Below are 19,230 nucleotides of genomic sequence, written 5' to 3'. Positions count from 1 at the left end.
CCGGTCACTTGTAGATGAACCCGACCGCGCCGTGGTACTGGCCCACGGCAACCGGGCGTTCCGCCTGGCCGTAGATCCTGTTGACGCGATTGAGGAAGAAGGTGGCCGCATCATTGTCGGGCGCGAAGTTGTCGTCCGGCCGGGACAGCTGGTTGCGGGCGACGGGCCTTACCAGATAGGGCGTGGCGATGATGACGAGCTCGGTCTCGTTGCGCTCCAGGCTTCGGCTGCGGAACAGCGCGCCGAGAACGGGGACCTTCCCGGCGATGGGCACGCCCTGTATCCCCTGCTGGACATCGTCGCGGACAAGGCCGGCTAGCACGATCGAACCGCCGGAGGGCAGTTCCACGGAGGTATCGGCCTGGCGCTGGCGCACGTCGGTCGCTCCGGTCGTCGTCGTCGGCTCGGAAACCTCGGTGTTGATCCTGAGGCTGATGCGGCCGGCGGAGAGGACGACGGGCGTGAAATCAAGCCTGATGCCGTACTGGAACGACTGGTAGGTGACGGTGCCGTCCGTCTGGACGACCGGGTAGTAGCGTGTACCGCCGGAATTGAAGGAGGCGCTCTGGCCGGAAATCGCCGTCAGCGTGGGCTCGGCGAGCGTCCTGACGGCATTGGCCTGCTCCATCGCGTTCATGAAGCTGTTCAGCGTATAACGGCCCAGCGAAGTGGTCAGTGAGCCGGCGATGCCACCGCTTGCAATATTGGCGGCATTGTCGAGGGTCAACACATCAAGGCCGGAGCGGTTGGTGACGGAATGGTCGAAGCCGAGTTGCTTGAGGACTTCGCGCCGCACCTCGGCGACGGTGATCTTCAAGGTGACCTGGTCTTCGCCATCGATCTTCAGAAGGTTCACGATCTGGGACGTCTGGCGGCCCTCGGCGAAAAGCGCGACCGAGCCGTCGCCGCCATTGCTCGTCGCCGTCTCGGTCCTTGTGGTTGCCTCACCGCCCTTCAGGAAGGCAAAGGCAAGTCGTTCCGCTTGGGCTGCATCCTGGGGTGTACGCACCGTGCCTGTTAGCACGATGTTGTCCGACACGATCTCGATCTTGATGTCTGAATCGGCAATGAAGCGCCTGAGGTTCGCCTGAAGGCCGGCGATGTCGCGCTCGATCTCGACATCGAGGCTCACGATCTCCTGCCCGTCGGCGCCGAAGATGAAGATGTTGGTCTGCCCGACCGTCTTGCCGAAGAGATAGATGCGACGGGACGTGCGCGTCACCGCATCCGCCATTTCCGGATCGGAAACGAGAATGTCATGAGCGTCCTCGGGCAGATCGACGACCAGTGCCTTGTTGAGGCCGAGCTTGAGACGTCGATGCGTGCCGGGCCCGCTCTGGGAGATCCTGACGATGCCATCGCCCTCGGCATGGGCCTGCGGCAGCGCGAGCCCCGAGGCCAGGTCACAGAAAGCGAGGGAAAAGGATAGGCACCCTGCGAGGAGAAGCCTTGTATTCTTCATGATCGACTGCATTGCCCCGCTTCCCCTTACTGCGCCTTGACCTTCGCGCCGGTAACAATCTGACCGGACTTGATGACCTGAACGATCGCGCTTCCATTGTCGCCGCTGAGCAGGTAGTCCGCGGCGGTCGTATCCTGCTCCTGGGCATCGGCGACCGAACGAAGCGCAAGCGAGAGGCGGGTCGCCATCTGCTGGGCGACGGTCAAAACCTTTGTCTGGTCGGGCGTCAGCTCAAGCGTCGCCGTCGTGCCGACGACGGCTTTCGAACCATCCTCCTTCTCCTGGATCTGCTGGTCGATCGCGAGGACGCGGACGTTGCTCAATACGGTCTCGGTCAGGAACTTTCCGGAATCGCCCTCCCTGACCATGATCACGTCGACACGGTCGTTCGGGAGGATGAAGCCGCCGGCGCCCGTCGCGACCGATATCTCCGTCGCAACCGCCCGCTTGCCGGCAGGCAGGAGCGACGACATGATCCGCCCTCCCGCATCCGCTATCTTTTCAGCCCGGATCGGTTCGCCCTCGAACAAGGGAAGACGCACGACGGCGCCGTCAAGCTCCTTCAGTGCATCGGGCCGATCGCTCTCGGTTACATAGCCTTTCACGAGGCCGGTTTGTGGCCAGGCCGCCCAGCGCATCGTCTCCGCGCTCAGGCGCGTACCAACCGGCAAGTTGGCGGACGAGACCAGCACGTTGACGCTCGGTTCCTTCTGCACGATCGCCTTGACGCTCGGTGCTATCCCACCCCGGCCGGCCAGCCGCATCGCCAACAGCCCGGCAAGCCCGGCCGCGACTATGGCGACTGCGAGAATGGCGATGCGAGCGGGTTTCATTGATCATTCCTCGAGGCGTGAGAATCTCTACCCGCAGAATGGTCAGCAATTGGTGTAATTATAGTTAATGAGATGCTTACAATTGAGGTTAACCAAGCGTGAACGGCAAGGCGCGCGCTTCAGTTCAATCTCTCGAGTACCGCAATCATCAAGGGCGAGTTCGGATAGGCCATGAAACCGCCGATCGCGATGGCAATACCATAGGGGATCTTCTTCGCCATCAGGATGGAATTCGGCACCGGAAGCCCGAGCGCCAGGATCGTGGTTGCCCGCCAGCGGACGGCAAGAATAAGCAGGGTCAGGGCACCCCCGACATAGGCGACATCAATCAGGAAGATGAGGAGTGACGATGTGAGACCGAACCAGACAGCCGCAGCACTCAGAAGTTTTGCATCGCCCCCGCCCATCACATTTAGTGCGAACAAGCAGAAGCAGACGGAGAGGACGATCAGACCACCGAGAAGGTGCATGCCAATCACCTGGTAGCCGAGACCGAGGAACGGGGCGACGACCAGGAAGGCGGCAACCAGGATCAGCGACACGCGATTCGGGATCGTCATGGTGAAGAGATCGAAAAAGGCCGCGACCGCCAGGCAGAGCGGAAAGATGAGGAAGACGGCGGCTGAGATCATCGGGCTTCTCCGAAGGGGTTTAAGGCGAGAGGCTACGGCAAATTGCCTAAAGGAATATTTCTCACCTTCCCCACATCCTGTGGCCGTGCAAAAGAAAACCGCCACCGGTGACGACCGACGGCGGCTCCTGATACTCTCCGAATTCCGGGGATCAGTCGTCGAGTCCTGCCGTCGGGTCGTTCATCGTGTTGGCAAGATTGGAGAACTGGTTGTTCAGCGCGCCGCCGAGGGTCGATGCGCCGGCGATCAGCGCGACGGAGATCAGGGCGGCGATCAGGCCGTATTCGATGGCGGTTGCGCCGGATTCGTCTTTCAGGAAACGGGCGAAAAGCTTGGTCATGGGTAACTCCTACTCCACTTGGTTGTCAGCACTTCCGCCAACTGTTGCCGTTGATCGGATCGCTTCAAACTAATCAAAGGGCTGTTTCCATCACCTTAAGGTTTAGAGTTACCAGGTCGTAAATTCTAAAATACACCCTCTATGGTGATCGCAAGGTTAATCGCATCGCTGCAATTCGACCAATCCAGCCAACCGGGAAGACGCTGATTCAAAAGCCGAACTTTCGATGCGCAGGGCAAAGCCGTTCCATATCGAGGCTGCCCGTTCGCTTGAATCCACCCGGCACGGTCCGCCGGCCCCGCCTACGCACATTTCAAGCGCTTAACGCTTCATTCACCAATCTTTTCCATTATTGTGCGCGTCGCTTCCGCACGAGCCGTTCAAGGGGTCCACAATGTCCAACCGCGGCAAGATCGCCGTCCTCGCCTGCGCCATCATCGCCGCGGGCTTCGGAAACGCATGGGCGGGTGGCGAGGACGACATGCTGCGCGTCTACATGGATCATGCGCGCGTGCTGAAGCTCGACCGCCCCGTCAGCAAGGTCATCGTCGGCAATTCCAAGGTGGCGGACGCGACGGTCGCCGATGCCAAGACGATCGTGCTCACCGGCCGCAGCTTCGGGACGACCAACCTCGTTCTCCTCGACATCGACGGCAATGCCATCCTCGACGAACGCATCCTGGTATCGATCGACGAAGGCAACACCGTGCGCGTCTTCCGGCAGACGGAACGCTCCGTTCTCTCCTGCACGCCCAATTGCGAGCAGCATACCCAGCAGAACAACAATCCCGGCGACGGCGAAGCCCCCTAGTCTTGCGCCAAGTCTCAAATTGAGGCGACCGCCGAAACGGAAAATCAAGAAACGTCCGATAGTGTGGCGTGCAGGCGCGTCCGAAAGCACCGTTCGCTGTTGGCTGGTTTGGCGGATCTGCACCTGGGTCTCGAGGTTCAGCCATGGCCGTGCGCGGCGGTGGCAATTTGCAGGATGCTTCCGGCACGATGGCAATTGATCATGATGATGCAGGCAGCCTGCCCCCATCCGCACCGGCCCGAAAACTGCGCCTTCGCCGGTTCTTCCGCTCGCGGGAAGGATCCGCGGCCATCGAATTCGCGCTTCTTGCCATCCCCTATTTCGTTATCATCTTCGCGACCGTCGAGACCTTCGTCTGCTATGCCGGCGAGCAGCTCGTCGCTAACGCAGTCGACAAGCTCTCGCGCCAGATGCGGACCGGCCAGATCGCCGCTACGATAACCAAGGAGCAGTTCCGCCAGGCATTCTGCAACGAGATTTCGATTCTCATCAAATGCTCGCCGACCGAGGTCAACACGCCGGAGAAGCTCTTCCTGGACGTGGAACACTACAACGACTTCTCGGACATCGTCCCTGAAATACCGCGAATGTCTTCCGATCCGCGTGCTCCGCTCAATACATCCGCACTGAAATTCTCGCCCGGCGGCCCGGAAACGATCAACATGGTCCGCGCCTTCTACCGTTGGCAGATCGTGACTGATCTTGTTCGCCCTTTCCTCAGCGACGAACACCGTCCCGACGGCTCTATGGACTATCTGATGATTTCCACGTCGACCTTCAAGAACGAGAAATACTGATGGCGGCGCGCGAACTCCCCGGCCTTGCAGGTATTGGGCAATCACCCTGGGACGGCACGGGACCGTGCAGGGGGTTTATGTCGGTGTTCTCCCGTTTCCTTCGCGACAAGAGCGGGATCGGGGCGATAGAATTCGCAATCATCGCGCCGGTCCTCCTGATCCTCTACATTGGCGCGCTGCAGGTCACCATCGGCTTGAACTTCGCGAAGAAGGCGAGCCGTGCAGCCGGCACGGTAGCAGACGCCGTCACCCGCGCGGAAGCAACGGTCAACAAGGCATTCTTGGCTCAGATGCCGAATGCCGCGCGCAGCATCTTCGCGCCGTTCGGTACCGACGGCATGACGGTCAAGATCACCGGCATCAGTGTCGATGCGGCCTCGAACGCGAAGGTCGCCTGGTCATGGTCGGAATCCGGACCACCCTATGCTGCAAGCAGCGCGGCCTCGATGCCGAATGATATGAAGAAGCCCGGCACCTTCCTCGTTCACGCCGAACTGACCGTTCCTTACAAGGTCTTCGAATTCGGCGCGGATTTCCTCCCTTCCACGATGAAGGAGATCACCATCAAGCGTGACTACTATTACTGGCAGCGCGAGGGAAAAGCCATCAGCTGCAGCGATTGCTGATACCACGCACGCCGATCCGATAGCTCGGCTCCAGCGCAGATGCAAATTGCCAATGAACAAAGCGCGATATAAGGACAATCCCTGAAGCAACAAACAGCGTGGCAAACGCGCGACAGGCGTGGCACGCATCCATGCATGCAGTCCCCATGCATGCAGTCCGGGGGGAAAATGGCTCGCGCCTTTCTTTTGGTCCTTGATTCATTCGGTGTCGGCGGCGGCCCTGATGCCGAAACCTATGGCGACGGTGGCGCCGACACACTCGGCCACATCGCCGAGTTCTGCGCTGCCGGGGCTGGCGACCGCGAGGGACTGCGCGAAGGCCCGCTGGTGCTCCCCAACATGTCGGCGCTCGGCCTGATGCAGATCGCCAAGGCCGCATCGGGCCGTTATCCCGCGGGCATGCCCCTGCCGGAACGTATCTACGGGCTCTACGGCTCAGCCAACGAAGTCTCGCGCGGCAAGGATACGCCATCCGGCCATTGGGAAATTGCCGGCACGCCGGTGATGTTCGACTGGGGATATTTTCCGGCCGAGGGCGACGCGTTTCCCGCCGAGCTCGTGCAGTCGATCTGCGAGGCCGCCGACCTGCCAGGCATTCTCGGCAATTGTCATGCCTCCGGCACGGAGATCATCGCGCGCCATGGCGAAGAGCACATCCGCACCGGCAAGCCGATCTGCTACACATCGTCCGACTCAGTCTTCCAGATCGCCGCGCATGAACGCCATTTCGGCCTCAAGCGGCTGATCGCACTCTGCCAGATCGTGCGGACCTTACTCGATCCGTACAATATCGGCCGCGTGATCGCGCGCCCCTTTGTCGGCGAGACGCGCACCACCTTCGAGCGCACCGGCAACCGGCGCGACTTTTCCGTCCTGCCGCCGGAGCCGACGTTGCTCGACCGCTTGGTCGCCGCCGAACGCAAGGTCCATGCGATCGGCAAGATCGGCGATATCTTTGCGCATCAAGGCGTATCCGAAGTCATCAAGGCCAACGGCAACATGGCGCTGATGGACGCGACTCTTGAGGCAATGGAGACGGCAGACGAAGGCGACCTCGTCTTCACCAATTTCGTCGATTTCGACATGCTCTATGGCCATCGCCGCGATGTTCCGGGCTATGCGGCAGCGCTCGAGGCTTTCGACGCGCGCCTGCCGGAAATCCACCGCAAGCTCAAGCCGGGCGACCTGGTGATCCTGACGGCCGACCACGGCTGCGACCCCACCTGGCGCGGCACCGACCACACGCGCGAACGCGTCCCGATCCTCGCCTATGGCCCGGGGATGCGCTCGCGCCCCATCGGCATCCGCTCGACCTATGCCGACATCGGCGAGACCGTCGCGCGCCACCTCGGCATTCCGACTGGCAAGCACGGAAGGAGCTTCCTGTGACCTCGCACTTGAAGAAGGTTGAGCTGCACTGCCACCTGGAAGGCGCAGCACCACCGGCGCTGACCAAGAGCCAGGCACTGAAATACGGCGTCGACACCCACGACTTCCTCCGCGATGGCATCTACGTTTGGGACGATTTTGCCGCCTTCCTGCAGTGCTACGACAAGGTCTCGGAAGTCTTCCGCACGGAGGAGGATTATGCGCTGCTGACCGAAACCTACCTGGAGGAACTGGCATCGATCGGCACGATATACAGCGAGCTGATCGTTTCTCCGGACCATGGCGACCGGATTGGCCTCGGCGCTAATGCCTATATTGCCGGGGTCTGCGCAGGAATTCGGGCAGCCAAGGCAAAGACTGGCATCGAGGCCCGCCTCATCATCACCGGGGAGCGCCATTTCGGGCCGGCGAGCGTGGTTGCCGCCGCCGAATATGCGGCAAGGAGCGACAATCCGCTCATCACCGGCTTCAACCTTGCGGGCGAGGAGCGCATGGGCCGCGTCGCCGACTATGCTCGTGCCTTTGACATCGCCCGTGAGGCGGGCCTCGGCCTCACCATCCATGCAGGGGAGGTCTGTGGCGCCTTCAGCGTCGCCGATGCGCTCGACGTCGTAAGACCCTCCCGTATCGGCCATGGGGTGCGTGCGATCGAGGACATCGATCTCGTCGCGCGGCTCGCCGATCTCGGTACGGTGCTCGAAGTCTGCCCCGGTTCGAATATTGCGCTCAGCGTGTTCCCGGATTTCCAGTCGCACCCCTTGCGCAAGCTCAGGGAAGCAGGCGTGCGCGTGACGCTCAATTCGGACGACCCGCCATTCTTCCACACCTCTCTGGAACGCGAATACGACCTAGCCTCCAGCGCCTTCGGCTTCGGTGACGATGAGATAAATGCGATGACAAGGACGGCGATCGAGGCCGCATTTGTCGACGAGGAAACACGACGGCGGCTGATGGCCCGTCTGTAGCGGACGAAACCCACAGATCAGGGGGAAGATGCGCGTAAAACCGCCTCTCCTCTTGCAGGCCGGGCGATTTCCATGGAAGAAACGATCGACAGACACGAACTACCGGAAGGCTGATATCATGGACGGCGTCACAGTCATTGATCACCCGCTCGTACAGCACAAGCTGACCATCATGCGCCGCAAGGAGACCTCGACCGGAAGCTTCCGCCGACTGCTGCGGGAAATTTCGACGTTGCTCTGCTATGAGGTCACGCGGGATCTCGAATTGACGATGGAGACGATCGAAACTCCGCTCCAGGAGATGCAATCGCCGATCCTGGAAGGCAAGAAACTGGTATTCGCCTCTATCCTGCGCGCGGGCAACGGCTTGCTCGAAGGCATGCTCGACCTCGTGCCCTCGGCGCGAGTCTCGCACATCGGCGTCTATCGTGATCACGAGACGCTGCAGCCGGTGGAATATTACTTCAAGGCACCGGAGGATATCTCCGAGCGGCTGATCATCGTGGTGGATCCGATGCTTGCGACCGGCAACTCCTCTATCGCGGCCATCGAGAAGCTGAAGGAGCGGGGTGCGCACAATATCCGCTTTCTCTGCCTGCTGGCAGCGCCGGAGGGTATTCGCCACTTCCGCGACGCCCACCCCGACGTGCCGGTCTTTACCGCCGCGATCGACAGCCATCTCAACGAGAAGGGCTATATCGTTCCCGGCCTCGGCGATGCCGGCGACCGGATGTACGGTACGAAGTAGCTTTACGGGCTGTTAACCGGCCCTTCAATTGCCGGTGGAATGATTGGCGCTACGTGCGCTCTTCGGCACCGGCCTTAGGAACTTGTCAGCAAAGATGCTGTAGGGATCGAACCTGAACTGCTCCCGCATGAGGCGGGGGAACAATGCAGGATATTCGTTCCATGCTCGTGCGCAGCCTGATCTTTGCCGCCGTCGTCGCGGTCCTTGCGACCCAGATCCCAGCACTTTTCCAGAGTTTTGAGCCAGGCGCCGCGAGCGTAACGCCCATGGCGGCTGCCGTTGACGTCCCGCTATCGACGTCATCGACGGGCGGATATGGCAGCGTGCGCCTCGAGCCCGATGCCCGCGGACACTACACCGGCAGCTTCAAGATCAACGGCAAGCCGGTCGACGGGCTGATCGATACGGGCGCCACCTATGTGGCGCTCAACGAAAGCACCGCGCGCCGCCTTGGCTTCAGTGGCAACCAGCTCGACTTTCGCTACGCCGTCAACACGGCCAACGGAGAAACGAAGGCGGCACATGTCACGCTCGACCGCATCGAAATCGGCAGCATAAAGGTTCGCGGCGTCGAGGCCTTCGTGCTGAAGGATGCCGCGTTGAGCGGAACGCTTGTCGGCATGAGCTTCCTCCAGAAGCTTGCCTCCTACACCGTTGCTGACGGCTCGCTCAGCCTCAGTCAGTAAGATCCGCTGCAACGCGGCCGGCAATGACCGGCGGAAGCGCGGGCGGCACCTGATCGATCCGATAGGCATCGCGCAGGACAGCAGCCGCTCGTTCGAAGCCCGCTTCGTCCGCGGCGTGGATGACGGCGATCGGTTCGCCTCTCGCCACCCTCGTTCCGAGCGGCAGCAAGCCGCTGAAGCCGACACGATGATCGATTCGATCGTCCGGATGCCGACGTCCACCGCCAAGATCGATGACGCCCATACCGATACCGCGCGCATCGCAGCCTGCAAGCCAGCCATCATCGGAGGCCACGACAGGGCGCTCGATCGGAGCCCTGGGCAGATACTTTTCCGGGTTCTCGACGAAATCGGCGGGCCCGCCGAGAAGACGCACCATGCGGGCGAAGATTTCCGCAGCCCGGCCCGAGGCAAGCGCCTCCCCCGCCAGCATCTCGCCGTCGGCAGCCGTTTTGACAAGACCTGCCTGCAGGAGCATTTCGGCCGCAAAGGCAAGCACGACCGTCTCCAGCCTCGTGCCCTTCTTTCGGCTGGCCAGAAAGTCCAGGCAATTGCGGATCTCGACGGCATTGCCGGCGGCATCGGCGAGCGGCTGGTTCATGTCGGTGATCAGCGCGGAGGTATTCACGCCCGCGCCGTTGGCGACTTCCACCAGGGATCGCGCAAGCGTCTCGGCCTCTCCGCTGCCCGTCATGAAGGCACCGTTGCCGATCTTCACGTCAAGGACGAGGCTATCCAGGCCCGCGGCGAGCTTCTTCGAGAGGATCGAGGCCGTGATCAACGGAATGGAATCGACCGTCGCGGTAACATCACGCACGGCATAGAGCCTGCGGTCGGCCGGCGCCAGCACGCCCGTCTGCCCGATGATCGCGCAGCCGGCTTCGTTCACCGTACGGCGAAACAGCGCCGCATCAGGCATGATGTTGTAGCCTGGAATTGATTCAAGCTTGTCGAGCGTCCCGCCTGTATGACCGAGCCCCCGCCCGGAGATCATCGGCACGGCGAGGCCGCAGGCTGCAGCAATTGGGGCAAGCATGAGGGAAACGTTGTCGCCGACGCCGCCGGTCGAGTGCTTGTCGGCGATCGGTCGGTCGATACCGGGCCATGAGAGCGTGTCGCCGGAGCGCGCCATGGCAAGCGTGAGTGCCACGGTTTCGTCGCGGGTCATGCCGCGAAACCAGACCGCCATCGCGAAAGCGCCGATCTGCCCTTCAGAAAGCTCGTCCTTCGCGAGAGACGAAATGAAAGCCTCGATCTCCACAGCCGACAGGGCGCCGCCGTCACGCTTGCGGCGGATGGTCTCCTGCGGCAGCATTTGTCAGTATCCCGCCGACGCGCTGCTTGAAGGACCGCCGTTCAAGACGGCAAGAATATCGTCGAGCACCCTCGACGCCCCGAAGCGAAAGGTCGAAGGCATCGGCCAGTCGGGCGCCATGATGGTTTCGGCAAGGCGCAGGTAAAGTGCTGCGTCCGAGACCGAGCCAATGCCCCCGGCAGCCTTGAAACCGACATTGCGGCCGCGTTCGCGGATCGTCCGCAACATGATGTCGGCGGCTTCCAGCGTCGCGTTGACGGCGACCTTGCCGGTCGACGTCTTGATGAAGTCGGCTCCGGCGTCGATCGCCAGTTCGGAGGCACGGCGGATCAAGGCCGGCTCCTTCAATTCGCCGGTCTCCAGGATGGTCTTCAGGATAACGGGCGCAACGCATTCGGCGCGCACGGCCTTCACCATGTCGGTAACGGCCTTCTCGTTTCCGGCGATCAGCGCATGGTAGGGAATGACGAGATCGATCTCGTCCGCACCGTCGGCGATCGCCTCGCGCGTTTCCGCGGCGACATCGGCAATTTCCATGTCGCCGCCGGGAAAGTTGACCACCGTCGCGATCCGCACCGGGTGTCCGGCACCTAGGATGCCGCGCGCATGCGCCACGAAACGCGGCCAGATGCAGATCGCCGCACTGTTGCCGAAGGGCGTCTGGGCACGCGCGCAGAGGACTTCGATTCTCTGATCCGTGCAATCGTCCGTCAGATCGGTCAGATCGAGAAGCGACAGGGCGACTGCAGCCGTCTCCCTGAGCAGATGATTATTCATTACCGCCATCTCCACCTGTGATCATCTCCTTCAGCATGGCCGCGAGACGGGCGCCACCCACCGGCGCCATGTCCTTCGTTTCCTCGTGGCTCAATTCGCCACCAGTCATTCCAGCCCCATAATTGGTGATGACGGAGGCCGCTGCAACCCTCAGGCCGAGGAAGCGTGCAATAAGCACCTCCGGCACGGTCGACATGCCGACCGCATCGGCGCCGAGAATACGCGCCATGCGGATTTCCGCCGGCGTTTCGAAGCTCGGACCGGAGAACCACATGTAGACGCCCTGCGACAGCGGGATCTGCAGCTTCTCCGCGGCCGCACGCATGCGTGCCGCCAGTTCCGCATCATAGGCGTTGGTCATGCCGACGAAGCGCCTGTCGCTCTCCTCCCCGATCAACGGGTTCATCCCGGAATAGTTGATGTGGTCGGTGATCTGCATCACCGATCCCGGGGGAATATCCTCCCGCAGCGAGCCGGCCGAATTGGTGAGGATCAGGGCCTCGATGCCGAGGCTCATCATCGCCTCAATCGGCGGGCGCATCGCATTGGCGTCGCCCTTTTCGTAGTAGTGGACCCGGCCGGAGAGCATGACCACCGGCTCGTCGGCGAGATAGCCGGCCACAAGCTCGCCGGCGTGGCCGGATACCGAGCTGACAGGGAAGCCTGGGAGATCGCGATAGGATATCCTCACCGCATTCGTCAGCTCGCCGACGAGCGAGCCAAGCCCGGAACCGAGGATGATTCCGTAGCGCGGCGCCAGCCCGCCGATTCTTTCAGCGAGCAGATCGATGACCGCGGTCATCCGAGGATCTCGGTCTCAAAACTGAAGGGCAGGAGTTCTTCCATGGTCATCGTCTTCTTCACGCCAACCTCGTCACAAAGGTAGATGCGCGTATCCTTGTTTGCGAATTCGGCGATCTTCTGACGGCACCCGCCGCAGGGCGGGCAAAGCGGCAGTTTTTCGGCGATGACCGCCATCTCGACTATCTTCTTGGCCCCGCCCATGATCATGGCGCTGATCGCGGTGGGTTCCGCGCACCAACCCTGAGGGAATGACAGGTTCTCGATGTTGGCGCCGACATAGACCCTGCCGTCCTCGGCGCGGATCGCAGCACCTACCGGGAACTTCGAGTAGGGTGCGTGGGCCAGGGCCATGGCGTTGCGCGCAGCCTCGAAAAGCTCATGCGACATGTCTCAGCGCTCCTTGGTATAGGGCACGCCACCGGCCTTGGGCGGGGTGGCGACGCCGATGAAGCCTGCAAGCAGGATGCAGGTCAGGATATAGGGCAGTGCCTGGAATATCTGGACCGGCACCTCGCCGATCAGCGGCACGGACTTGCCCTGCATGAAGTTCGAGAAGGCATCGAGGAAGCCGAAAAGCAGGCAGGCGAACATCACCGGCACCGGCTTCCACTTGGCAAATACAAGGGCGGCGAGCGCGATATAGCCCTTGCCGGCCGACATGTCCTTGATGAAGGCCGCGGACTGGGCGATCGCCAGATAGGTGCCGGAAAAGCCGCACAGGATGCCGGCGCAGATGACGGCGCGATAACGCAGCCAGCTGACCGAAATGCCGGCGGTATCCACCGCGCCCGGATTCTCGCCGACCGCGCGCAGCCGGAGGCCGAACCGCGTGCGGTAGAGGATCCACCAGGAGAGCGGGACCGCGAGGAACGCCAGATAGGTAAGCAGGTTGTTGCCCGAAATCACGTTCGCATAGAGCGGGCCGATGAGTGGCACGCCCCTGATGGCGTCGGCGCCCGGCAGGACGATCGGCGAAAAGCGCGCGTCACCAGGAAGCTGCGGCGTGCGTCCGCCCTGGCCGAACCACGCCTGGCCGAGCACGATGGTGATACCGGCCACGAAGAAGTTGATCGCAACGCCGGAAACGATCTGGTTTCCGCGGTTGGTGATCGAGGCGAAGCCGTGCACGAAGCTCAACGCCACGGACGCCACGATACCGGCAAGAAGGCCGAGCCAGGCGGAGCCGGTGATATACGCCACGCAGGCGGCGGCAAAGGCCGAAGCCAGCATCTTGCCCTCCAGCCCGATGTCGAAGATGCCGGCGCGCTCCGAGAACAGCCCGGCGAGCGCCGTGAAGATCAAGGGGATCGACAGGCGGATGGTGGAGCCAAGGATGCTGATCAGGATGTCGTAGAAATCCATTGGTCCAACCTCACGCCGGTGCGAATTGCTGATAGGCGCGCACGAGCGCGGGGCGGAACATGTACTCAAGAGCGCCGGCGAAGAGGATCACGAGCCCCTGGATCACGAGGATCATCTCACGGGTGATGTTCGGCATGTCGAAGGAGAGTTCCGCGCCGCCCTGGTAGAGGATGCCGAACAGGATTGCGGCGAAGATTATGCCGACCGGATGATTCCGTCCCATCAGCGAGACCGCGATGCCGACGAAACCGGCACCACCGACGAACTCCACCTGAAGGCGCGCCGAAGCGCCCATCACCGGATTCAGCGACATCATGCCGGCCAGGCCCCCGGAGATCAGCATGGCGATGATCACCGTGCGGGCATAGGGAATTCCGGCATAGCTTGCCGCCGTCGGGCTCACGCCCAGCGTACGCATCTCGAAACCGAGCTTGGTGCGCCAGATGAGCAGCCAGACGAGAAAGGCCATCACGAGCGCGATGAGGAAGGAGACATTGAACGGCGCGGCCCCCAACCTCATGCCGAACAACGCCAGGAGCCAGTCGAGCTTCGGCAACTGTCCGCCCTCGAGGAACGTGCGGGTCTCCGGCGCCATCTTGCCGGGCACGATCAGCACATGCACCAAGAGATAGACCATCAGTGCCGCGCCGATATAGTTGAACATGATGGTGGTGATGACGATGTGACTGCCGCGCTTGGCCTGGAGCCATGCCGGGATGAAAGCCCAGGCCGCGCCGAAAATCGCGGCACCGATCACGGCGAACGGCATCGTCACGTACCACGGCACGTAATGGTCGAGGGCCAGCGCCACCAAGGCGCAGCCGAGGCCGCCGAGATAGGCCTGACCCTCCGAACCGATGTTGAAGAGGCCGGCATGGATCGCCACCGCGACGGAAAGCCCGGTGAAGATGAAGCTCGTGGCATAGAACAGCGTGAAGCCGATGCCCTCGCCGCGGCCGAGCGCGCCCTGCAGCAGCAGCACGAGCGCATCGAGCGGGTTCTCGCCGATCAGCCATACGACGAAGCCGGAGATCAGGAAGGCCACCAACAGGTTCAGGATCGGAATGAGACCGTAGTTGATCCAGTTGGGTAGCGGTACGGAAGCAGTGCTCATCAGGGCCTCACGCGGCAATGCCGGCCATCATCAGGCCGAGTGTCTGTTCGCCGGCATCAGCCGTCTTCTCGCCGACGACATGGCCGGCAAACATCACGAGGATGCGATCGGAAAGCGCGCGGATCTCATCGAGTTCCACGGAGACCAGCAGGATAGCCTTGCCGGCATCGCGCATGTCGATGATGCGCCGGTGGATGAACTCGATGGCGCCGATATCGACGCCGCGGGTCGGCTGCCCGATGATCAACATCTTTGGGTCGCGCTCGATTTCCCGGGCGACGACGATCTTCTGCTGGTTGCCGCCGGAAAAGTTCGCCGTCTTCAGCCGTGGGTTCGGCGGGCGAATGTCGTATTTCTCGATCTTCTCCATGGCATCCTTGCGGATCGCCTCGAGATCGAGCAGCGGACCCTTGCTGTATTGCGGCTCGCGGTGATAGCCGAGCACGGCGTTCTCATATTCCTCGAACTTGAGAACGAGACCCATGTGATGGCGATCTTCCGGGATATGGGCAAGCCCCAGTTCGCGCAGGCGCGCGGGATCGGCCTTGTCGATTGATTGACCATCAAACAGGATTTCGCCGGAGGTAGGCTTGCGGATGCCTGCGATCGCTTCCAGCAATTCGGACTGACCGTTGCCGGCGACCCCTGCAATGCCGACGATCTCGCCGGCACGGACGTCGAAGGAGACATTGTCCACCATCGTGACGCCGCGATTATCCTTGACGGTGAGGTTTCTGACGGAAAGCACGTTGGCGCCGGGATGGCCCTCGCCCTTCTGCACTCGCAGCAGCACGCGCCGCCCGACCATCAGTTCCGCCAGTTCCTCGACCGTCGTCTCCGAGGTCTTGCGGGTCGCGACCATCTCGCCGCGGCGCATGACCGACACGGTGTCGGTGATCGCCATGATCTCGCGCAGCTTGTGGGTGATCAGGATGACGGTCTTGCCCTGGTCGCGCAGCACCCCGAGAATGCGGAAAAGGTGATCGGCCTCGGCCGGCGTGAGCACGCCCGTCGGCTCGTCGAGGATCAGGATCTCGGCGCCGCGATACATGGCCTTCAGGATCTCGACGCGCTGCTGCAGGCCGACGGGCAGTTCCTCGATCAGCGCGTCCGGATCGACCTCCAGTCCGTAGTCGGTCTCCAGCCGTTTCAGCTCGGCGCGCGCCGAAGCCACGCCCCTTGCAAGCAGGGCTCCACCCTCTGCGCCAAGCATGACGTTTTCGAGGACCGTGAAATTGTCGACCAGCATGAAGTGCTGGTGCACCATGCCGATGCCGGCACCAATGGCTGCCTGGCTGTCCTTGATAGTGACCGGCGCGCCGTTGACACGGATCTCGCCGCTGTCGGCGTGGTAGAAGCCGTAGATGATCGACATCAGCGTCGATTTGCCGGCGCCGTTCTCACCGATGATGCCGTGGATGGTTCCCTTGGCGACGGTCAGGTCGATGTTCTTGTTGGCGTGGACGGCACCGAATTTCTTGTCGATGCCCACGAGTTCGATTGCGGGCGGTTGGCTCACGAGGGCGCTCCAGAAAACCTGACCTTGGATATGGAAAGGGCGTATGCCGGACCCTGTCCGCCATACGCCCCTTTCACTGTCAAATCACTTCGGGCAGGAGTTGTCCGACATGTAGTCGTGGACCTTGACGGTACCGGCAATGATGTCGGCCTTGGCCTTCTCGACCGCTGCCAGCATTTCCGGCGTGATCAGCGGCTTGTTGTTGTCGTCATAGGCCCAGGTCACGCCGTCTTCCTTGACGCCGAGCTCCTGAACGCCGGGAGTGAACTTGTCACCCTTGGTGTCGGTGAAGGCGTTGTAGACGGCGAGGTCGACGCGCTTGACCATCGAGGTCAGGACCGAGCCCGGATGCAGGTAGTTCTGGTTGGAGTCGACGCCGATCGAGAACTTCTGGTTATCGGCAGCCGTCTGCAGCACGCCGAGGCCGGTCGCGCCGGCAGCCGCGTAGACGACGTCCGCGCCCTGGTCGATCTGGTTCTTGGTAAGCTCGCCGCCGCGAACCGGGTCGTTCCATGCCGCGCCCGTGGTGCCGGTCATGTTCTGGAAGACCTCGATATCGGCCTTGGCTGCGCGCGCGCCCTGCTCGTAGCCGCATTCGAACTTGCGGATCAGCGGGATGTCCATGCCGCCGACAAAGCCGACCTTGCCGGACTTGGAGGCCAAGCCTGCGAGGACGCCGACGAGATAGGAGCCTTCATGCTCCTTGTAGACGACCGAACGGACATTCGGCTTGTCGACCACGGCGTCAACGATGATGAACTTGGTGTCGGGATATTCAGCGGCGACCTTTTCGATGGCCGACGTCCATGCGAAGGAAACGGCAACGACCGGATTGAAGCCACGGCTGGCGAAGTTGCGGATCGCCTGCTCGCCCTGCGTGTCGCCCGTCGGCTCGAAATCGCGATAGGCAATGCCGGTCTCGGCCTTGAACTTCTCGGCGCCGTTGTAGGCTGCCTCGTTGAAGGACTTGTCGAACTTCCCGCCGGTTCCGTAGACGAGCGCCGGCTTGATGTCGGCGGCAAGTGCCGTTGCCGACATAGCGGCCAAGGCAAGGAGAGTCAGAACAGATTTTTTCATAATGCAGCCCTGTTGTTGCTATGATCTTTGTTGGGTCCTCCCGCAAGCCTTCTGCGAGGCATGTCTGCGGAACCACCGACCTCCCCCCGGAGGCCTGGCTGGCGCGCATCCTTGCATGGCTCAAGGAAAAATTCACCAGAAATTTTTCGGATGGTAAAGATTTGTGGGAATTGGCAAAAAGCTTTCTTGAGGGACTTATTTTTGGTCAGGGCGCCTCGAAAAGTGCCTAACAACTAGCCAGTCGCCCAGCCCGCCCGGATGCCGCCCAAGCCACGATCACGACCCGCGGCCGCAGCCCGATTTACCGCGCTGGCGACCCTCATGCGCCTGCCCCCAAAGCCACCCATCGCCGCCTTCGGCCGGCCCGGCAAGATTGCAAACAGGCTCAAGCGGTAAAGCGGCCCGCCACCGGCGGCTTCCTGTAGGCCACCATCCACAGAAGCAGGGAGATCACCAGGAAGACCACGAAGGTCGGCTGGAACAGGACCCACTGCATCGCGATGTCGTAGAACCACGGATGGATGTAATAGGCGATCGACGACTGGAGAGCCGAAAGTGTGGAAGGACTGAGATCCGACCAGGCATCGCCAAAGGGGGTGAGGATCACATCTGATGCTGCAACGGACTGGATCGAATCGACGGTGCCGGCAATGACAGCGATGACCAGCGCAACGAGGCTGGCTAAACGCAACAAGAAACGCATCAATCCTCCTGCACGCGGCACACGGGCCCTTGGGGCCTCAGTTCGACTTCTCCCATTAGCAAATTAGATACTTGTCCGTCGGCAAAAGAGCAATGGAAGACACACGGACAGTTTTATGCCGACAAGTCAAAAATCTGTTAGATTTAGGTTGATCGCGGAAAATTCATCGGTATATATCGCGCCGTTCCAGCGGTTTGCCTCCAAAGAGCGCGAGCCGGCAGGATGGACAGGTGGCCGAGTGGTTTAAGGCGCACGCCTGGAACGCGTGTGTACGTGAAAGCGTACCGAGGGTTCGAATCCCTCTCTGTCCGCCATTGAGCACTATCGATACACCAAGCCATCGAAATGTGATGTCGCCGATGTGGCGCAGGCGGTTGGACCATCAATTTCGCCGCATCATCGGAACGTTGCTCGGCTGCATGGAACCCCCGCACCATGGCATTGCGTCGCTCAGACGATGGAAGCTTGCGCAACCTGTGCTCAGCATAGCACAACCACGTCGATGGCTCTTCGGATTCTAATATTCCGCTGCTGTGTCGGGGCTGCTGCCATTGTCGATGCGCAGGGACATCCTAGTTCCCTTCCCAAGGCGCGCCTTCCTCCTCAAAGGCGGGCCTATCGGCAGGGCGGGCGGCCATCACTCCCACGGCACGTTTCAACAAGAACGCCGCGTGTCCATTCGATATTGACTCAGGGCGAGGCGTTGCAGCTATATTAGATCACGGTGATGGAGGCAGTTGTGGCAAACTACGAAGAGGTTCAGCGTTATCATTGCCAGGGTCGATCCGGACGTAACTACGTCGTCATCGAGCAGATGAAGACCTCCGGCGCCGGATACCGCCTCACCACGAGGCCGGCCAAGGACTACATGACCGCCGACGGCGACGTTGCCGAACGGCTGGACGACGAGAATTTCCTGCTGCTGCTGTCCGATGAGGTGGTGCACATCGAACGCACCATACCGCCAAGCAAATCGAAAAAGCGGCGGCCGGCCAAGAAGCAGCGCCACACAGCAGCCACGACCAAAGACGACCTGCCGCGGGAGCTATGAGCGTATAGCGCGCTGCAGGCTTGGCCGCACCCTTCTTCAGTAACCGCAACAAACGGAGCCGGCAACTAAGCCGCCGGTGCTGTGCGTCCCCGCCGTCCAGACGGGGCCTTTCCTTATGGCCGGGAGGAAAGCACAACAGGTCGACATCCCGATCGCGCAAATTGCCCGGTCCGGTCGGCGGTAATACAAAATCGTTTTGCGGGCTTCCTTTCGGCAGCG

Annotated in this window: 21 protein-coding genes and 1 tRNA gene; 9 read left to right on the top strand and 13 right to left on the bottom strand. The window is 61.8% G+C overall.

Annotated elements, in window-relative coordinates; genetic code table 11:
* Nucleotides 1–4: 4 nt before the first annotated feature.
* The 4 genes from EV286_RS14195 to EV286_RS14180 all read right to left on the bottom strand — a co-directional run bounded on the left by EV286_RS14195 (nucleotide 5) and on the right by EV286_RS14180 (nucleotide 3,267).
* Nucleotides 5–1,474 (bottom strand): type II and III secretion system protein family protein, encoded by a 1,470-nt coding sequence (locus tag EV286_RS14195; protein ID WP_132957789.1) that lies wholly within the window; start codon nucleotides 1,472–1,474, stop codon nucleotides 5–7.
* A gap of 14 nt (nucleotides 1,475–1,488) precedes the next feature.
* Nucleotides 1,489–2,295 (bottom strand): Flp pilus assembly protein CpaB, encoded by an 807-nt coding sequence (gene cpaB, locus EV286_RS14190; RefSeq protein WP_132957788.1) that lies wholly within the window; start codon nucleotides 2,293–2,295, stop codon nucleotides 1,489–1,491.
* Between the two features lie 119 nt (nucleotides 2,296–2,414).
* Entirely contained in the window at nucleotides 2,415–2,927 is a 513-nt protein-coding gene (locus tag EV286_RS14185; protein ID WP_132957787.1) for a prepilin peptidase, read from the bottom strand.
* A 151-nt stretch (nucleotides 2,928–3,078) separates the two neighbouring features.
* Nucleotides 3,079–3,267: a Flp family type IVb pilin gene (locus EV286_RS14180; protein ID WP_132957786.1), complete on the bottom strand. Its 189-nt coding sequence runs from the start codon at nucleotides 3,265–3,267 to the stop codon at nucleotides 3,079–3,081.
* A gap of 394 nt (nucleotides 3,268–3,661) precedes the next feature.
* Here EV286_RS14180 and EV286_RS14175 point away from each other — a divergent pair, with 394 nt between their 5' ends.
* The 7 genes from EV286_RS14175 (at nucleotide 3,662) to EV286_RS14145 (ending at nucleotide 9,289) form a co-directional block, all read left to right on the top strand.
* Entirely contained in the window at nucleotides 3,662–4,078 is a 417-nt protein-coding gene (locus EV286_RS14175; protein WP_132957785.1) for a pilus assembly protein N-terminal domain-containing protein, read from the top strand.
* 188 nt (nucleotides 4,079–4,266) lie between these two features.
* The gene (locus EV286_RS14170; protein WP_132957784.1) at nucleotides 4,267–4,875 is read left to right on the top strand and encodes a TadE/TadG family type IV pilus assembly protein; all 609 of its coding nucleotides are present in this window, start codon (nucleotides 4,267–4,269) and stop codon (nucleotides 4,873–4,875) included.
* Between the two features lie 77 nt (nucleotides 4,876–4,952).
* Nucleotides 4,953–5,501: a TadE/TadG family type IV pilus assembly protein gene (locus EV286_RS14165; RefSeq protein WP_132957783.1), complete on the top strand. Its 549-nt coding sequence runs from the start codon at nucleotides 4,953–4,955 to the stop codon at nucleotides 5,499–5,501.
* A 168-nt stretch (nucleotides 5,502–5,669) separates the two neighbouring features.
* Nucleotides 5,670–6,890 carry a phosphopentomutase gene (locus EV286_RS14160; RefSeq protein ID WP_132957782.1) on the top strand — a complete coding sequence of 407 codons (1,221 nt, stop codon included), beginning with the start codon at nucleotides 5,670–5,672 and terminating at the stop codon, nucleotides 6,888–6,890.
* The gene (locus tag EV286_RS14155) at nucleotides 6,887–7,855 is read left to right on the top strand and encodes an adenosine deaminase (protein WP_132957781.1); all 969 of its coding nucleotides are present in this window, start codon (nucleotides 6,887–6,889) and stop codon (nucleotides 7,853–7,855) included. The genes EV286_RS14160 and EV286_RS14155 overlap by 4 nt, the downstream gene beginning before the upstream one ends.
* A 118-nt stretch (nucleotides 7,856–7,973) precedes the next feature.
* On the top strand, nucleotides 7,974–8,603 hold the full coding sequence (upp, locus tag EV286_RS14150) for a uracil phosphoribosyltransferase (RefSeq protein WP_132957780.1): 630 nt from the start codon (nucleotides 7,974–7,976) through the stop codon (nucleotides 8,601–8,603).
* 161 nt (nucleotides 8,604–8,764) lie between these two features.
* Entirely contained in the window at nucleotides 8,765–9,289 is a 525-nt protein-coding gene (locus EV286_RS14145; RefSeq protein ID WP_132958060.1) for a TIGR02281 family clan AA aspartic protease, read from the top strand.
* Here EV286_RS14145 and deoA read toward each other — a convergent pair.
* The 9 genes from deoA to EV286_RS14100 all read right to left on the bottom strand — a co-directional run bounded on the left by deoA (nucleotide 9,279) and on the right by EV286_RS14100 (nucleotide 17,960).
* A complete protein-coding gene (gene deoA, locus EV286_RS14140; RefSeq protein WP_132957779.1) occupies nucleotides 9,279–10,604 on the bottom strand; it encodes a thymidine phosphorylase in 1,326 nt (441 codons plus the stop codon). The genes EV286_RS14145 and deoA overlap by 11 nt on opposite strands.
* Nucleotides 10,605–10,607: 3 nt before the next feature.
* Nucleotides 10,608–11,381 (bottom strand): deoxyribose-phosphate aldolase, encoded by a 774-nt coding sequence (gene deoC / locus EV286_RS14135; protein ID WP_132957778.1) that lies wholly within the window; start codon nucleotides 11,379–11,381, stop codon nucleotides 10,608–10,610.
* Nucleotides 11,374–12,183, bottom strand: a complete 810-nt coding sequence (locus EV286_RS14130) for a purine-nucleoside phosphorylase (protein ID WP_132957777.1) — start codon at nucleotides 12,181–12,183, stop codon at nucleotides 11,374–11,376. Before EV286_RS14130 ends, deoC begins: the two co-directional genes overlap by 8 nt.
* Nucleotides 12,180–12,572, bottom strand: a complete 393-nt coding sequence (locus EV286_RS14125; RefSeq protein WP_132957776.1) for a cytidine deaminase — start codon at nucleotides 12,570–12,572, stop codon at nucleotides 12,180–12,182. Before EV286_RS14125 ends, EV286_RS14130 begins: the two co-directional genes overlap by 4 nt.
* 3 nt (nucleotides 12,573–12,575) lie before the next feature.
* Nucleotides 12,576–13,547 carry an ABC transporter permease gene (locus EV286_RS14120; protein WP_132957775.1) on the bottom strand — a complete coding sequence of 324 codons (972 nt, stop codon included), beginning with the start codon at nucleotides 13,545–13,547 and terminating at the stop codon, nucleotides 12,576–12,578.
* Nucleotides 13,548–13,557: 10 nt separating this feature from the next.
* Entirely contained in the window at nucleotides 13,558–14,661 is a 1,104-nt protein-coding gene (locus tag EV286_RS14115; protein WP_132957774.1) for an ABC transporter permease, read from the bottom strand.
* 7 nt (nucleotides 14,662–14,668) lie between these two features.
* Nucleotides 14,669–16,180 carry an ABC transporter ATP-binding protein gene (locus tag EV286_RS14110; RefSeq protein ID WP_132957773.1) on the bottom strand — a complete coding sequence of 504 codons (1,512 nt, stop codon included), beginning with the start codon at nucleotides 16,178–16,180 and terminating at the stop codon, nucleotides 14,669–14,671.
* A gap of 84 nt (nucleotides 16,181–16,264) precedes the next feature.
* Nucleotides 16,265–17,257, bottom strand: a complete 993-nt coding sequence (locus tag EV286_RS14105; RefSeq protein WP_132957772.1) for a BMP family ABC transporter substrate-binding protein — start codon at nucleotides 17,255–17,257, stop codon at nucleotides 16,265–16,267.
* A 385-nt stretch (nucleotides 17,258–17,642) separates the two neighbouring features.
* Nucleotides 17,643–17,960 (bottom strand): hypothetical protein, encoded by a 318-nt coding sequence (locus EV286_RS14100; RefSeq protein ID WP_132957771.1) that lies wholly within the window; start codon nucleotides 17,958–17,960, stop codon nucleotides 17,643–17,645.
* A 224-nt stretch (nucleotides 17,961–18,184) separates the two neighbouring features.
* Between EV286_RS14100 and EV286_RS14095 the strand changes: the two genes are divergently transcribed.
* Both EV286_RS14095 and EV286_RS14090 read left to right on the top strand, forming a co-directional pair.
* Nucleotides 18,185–18,274 (top strand) — tRNA-Ser (locus tag EV286_RS14095).
* 425 nt (nucleotides 18,275–18,699) lie between these two features.
* Complete coding sequence (locus EV286_RS14090) at nucleotides 18,700–19,011, top strand: hypothetical protein (protein ID WP_207909837.1); 312 nt, start codon at nucleotides 18,700–18,702, stop codon at nucleotides 19,009–19,011.
* The last annotated feature ends 219 nt before the right edge of the window (nucleotides 19,012–19,230 follow it).

It is taken from the genome of Rhizobium sp. BK251, assembly GCF_004345245.1.
GTDB lineage: Bacteria > Pseudomonadota > Alphaproteobacteria > Rhizobiales > Rhizobiaceae > Rhizobium.
Note: the sequence above shows the minus strand (reverse complement) of the source record. Positions and strands in the feature narration are given on the sequence as shown.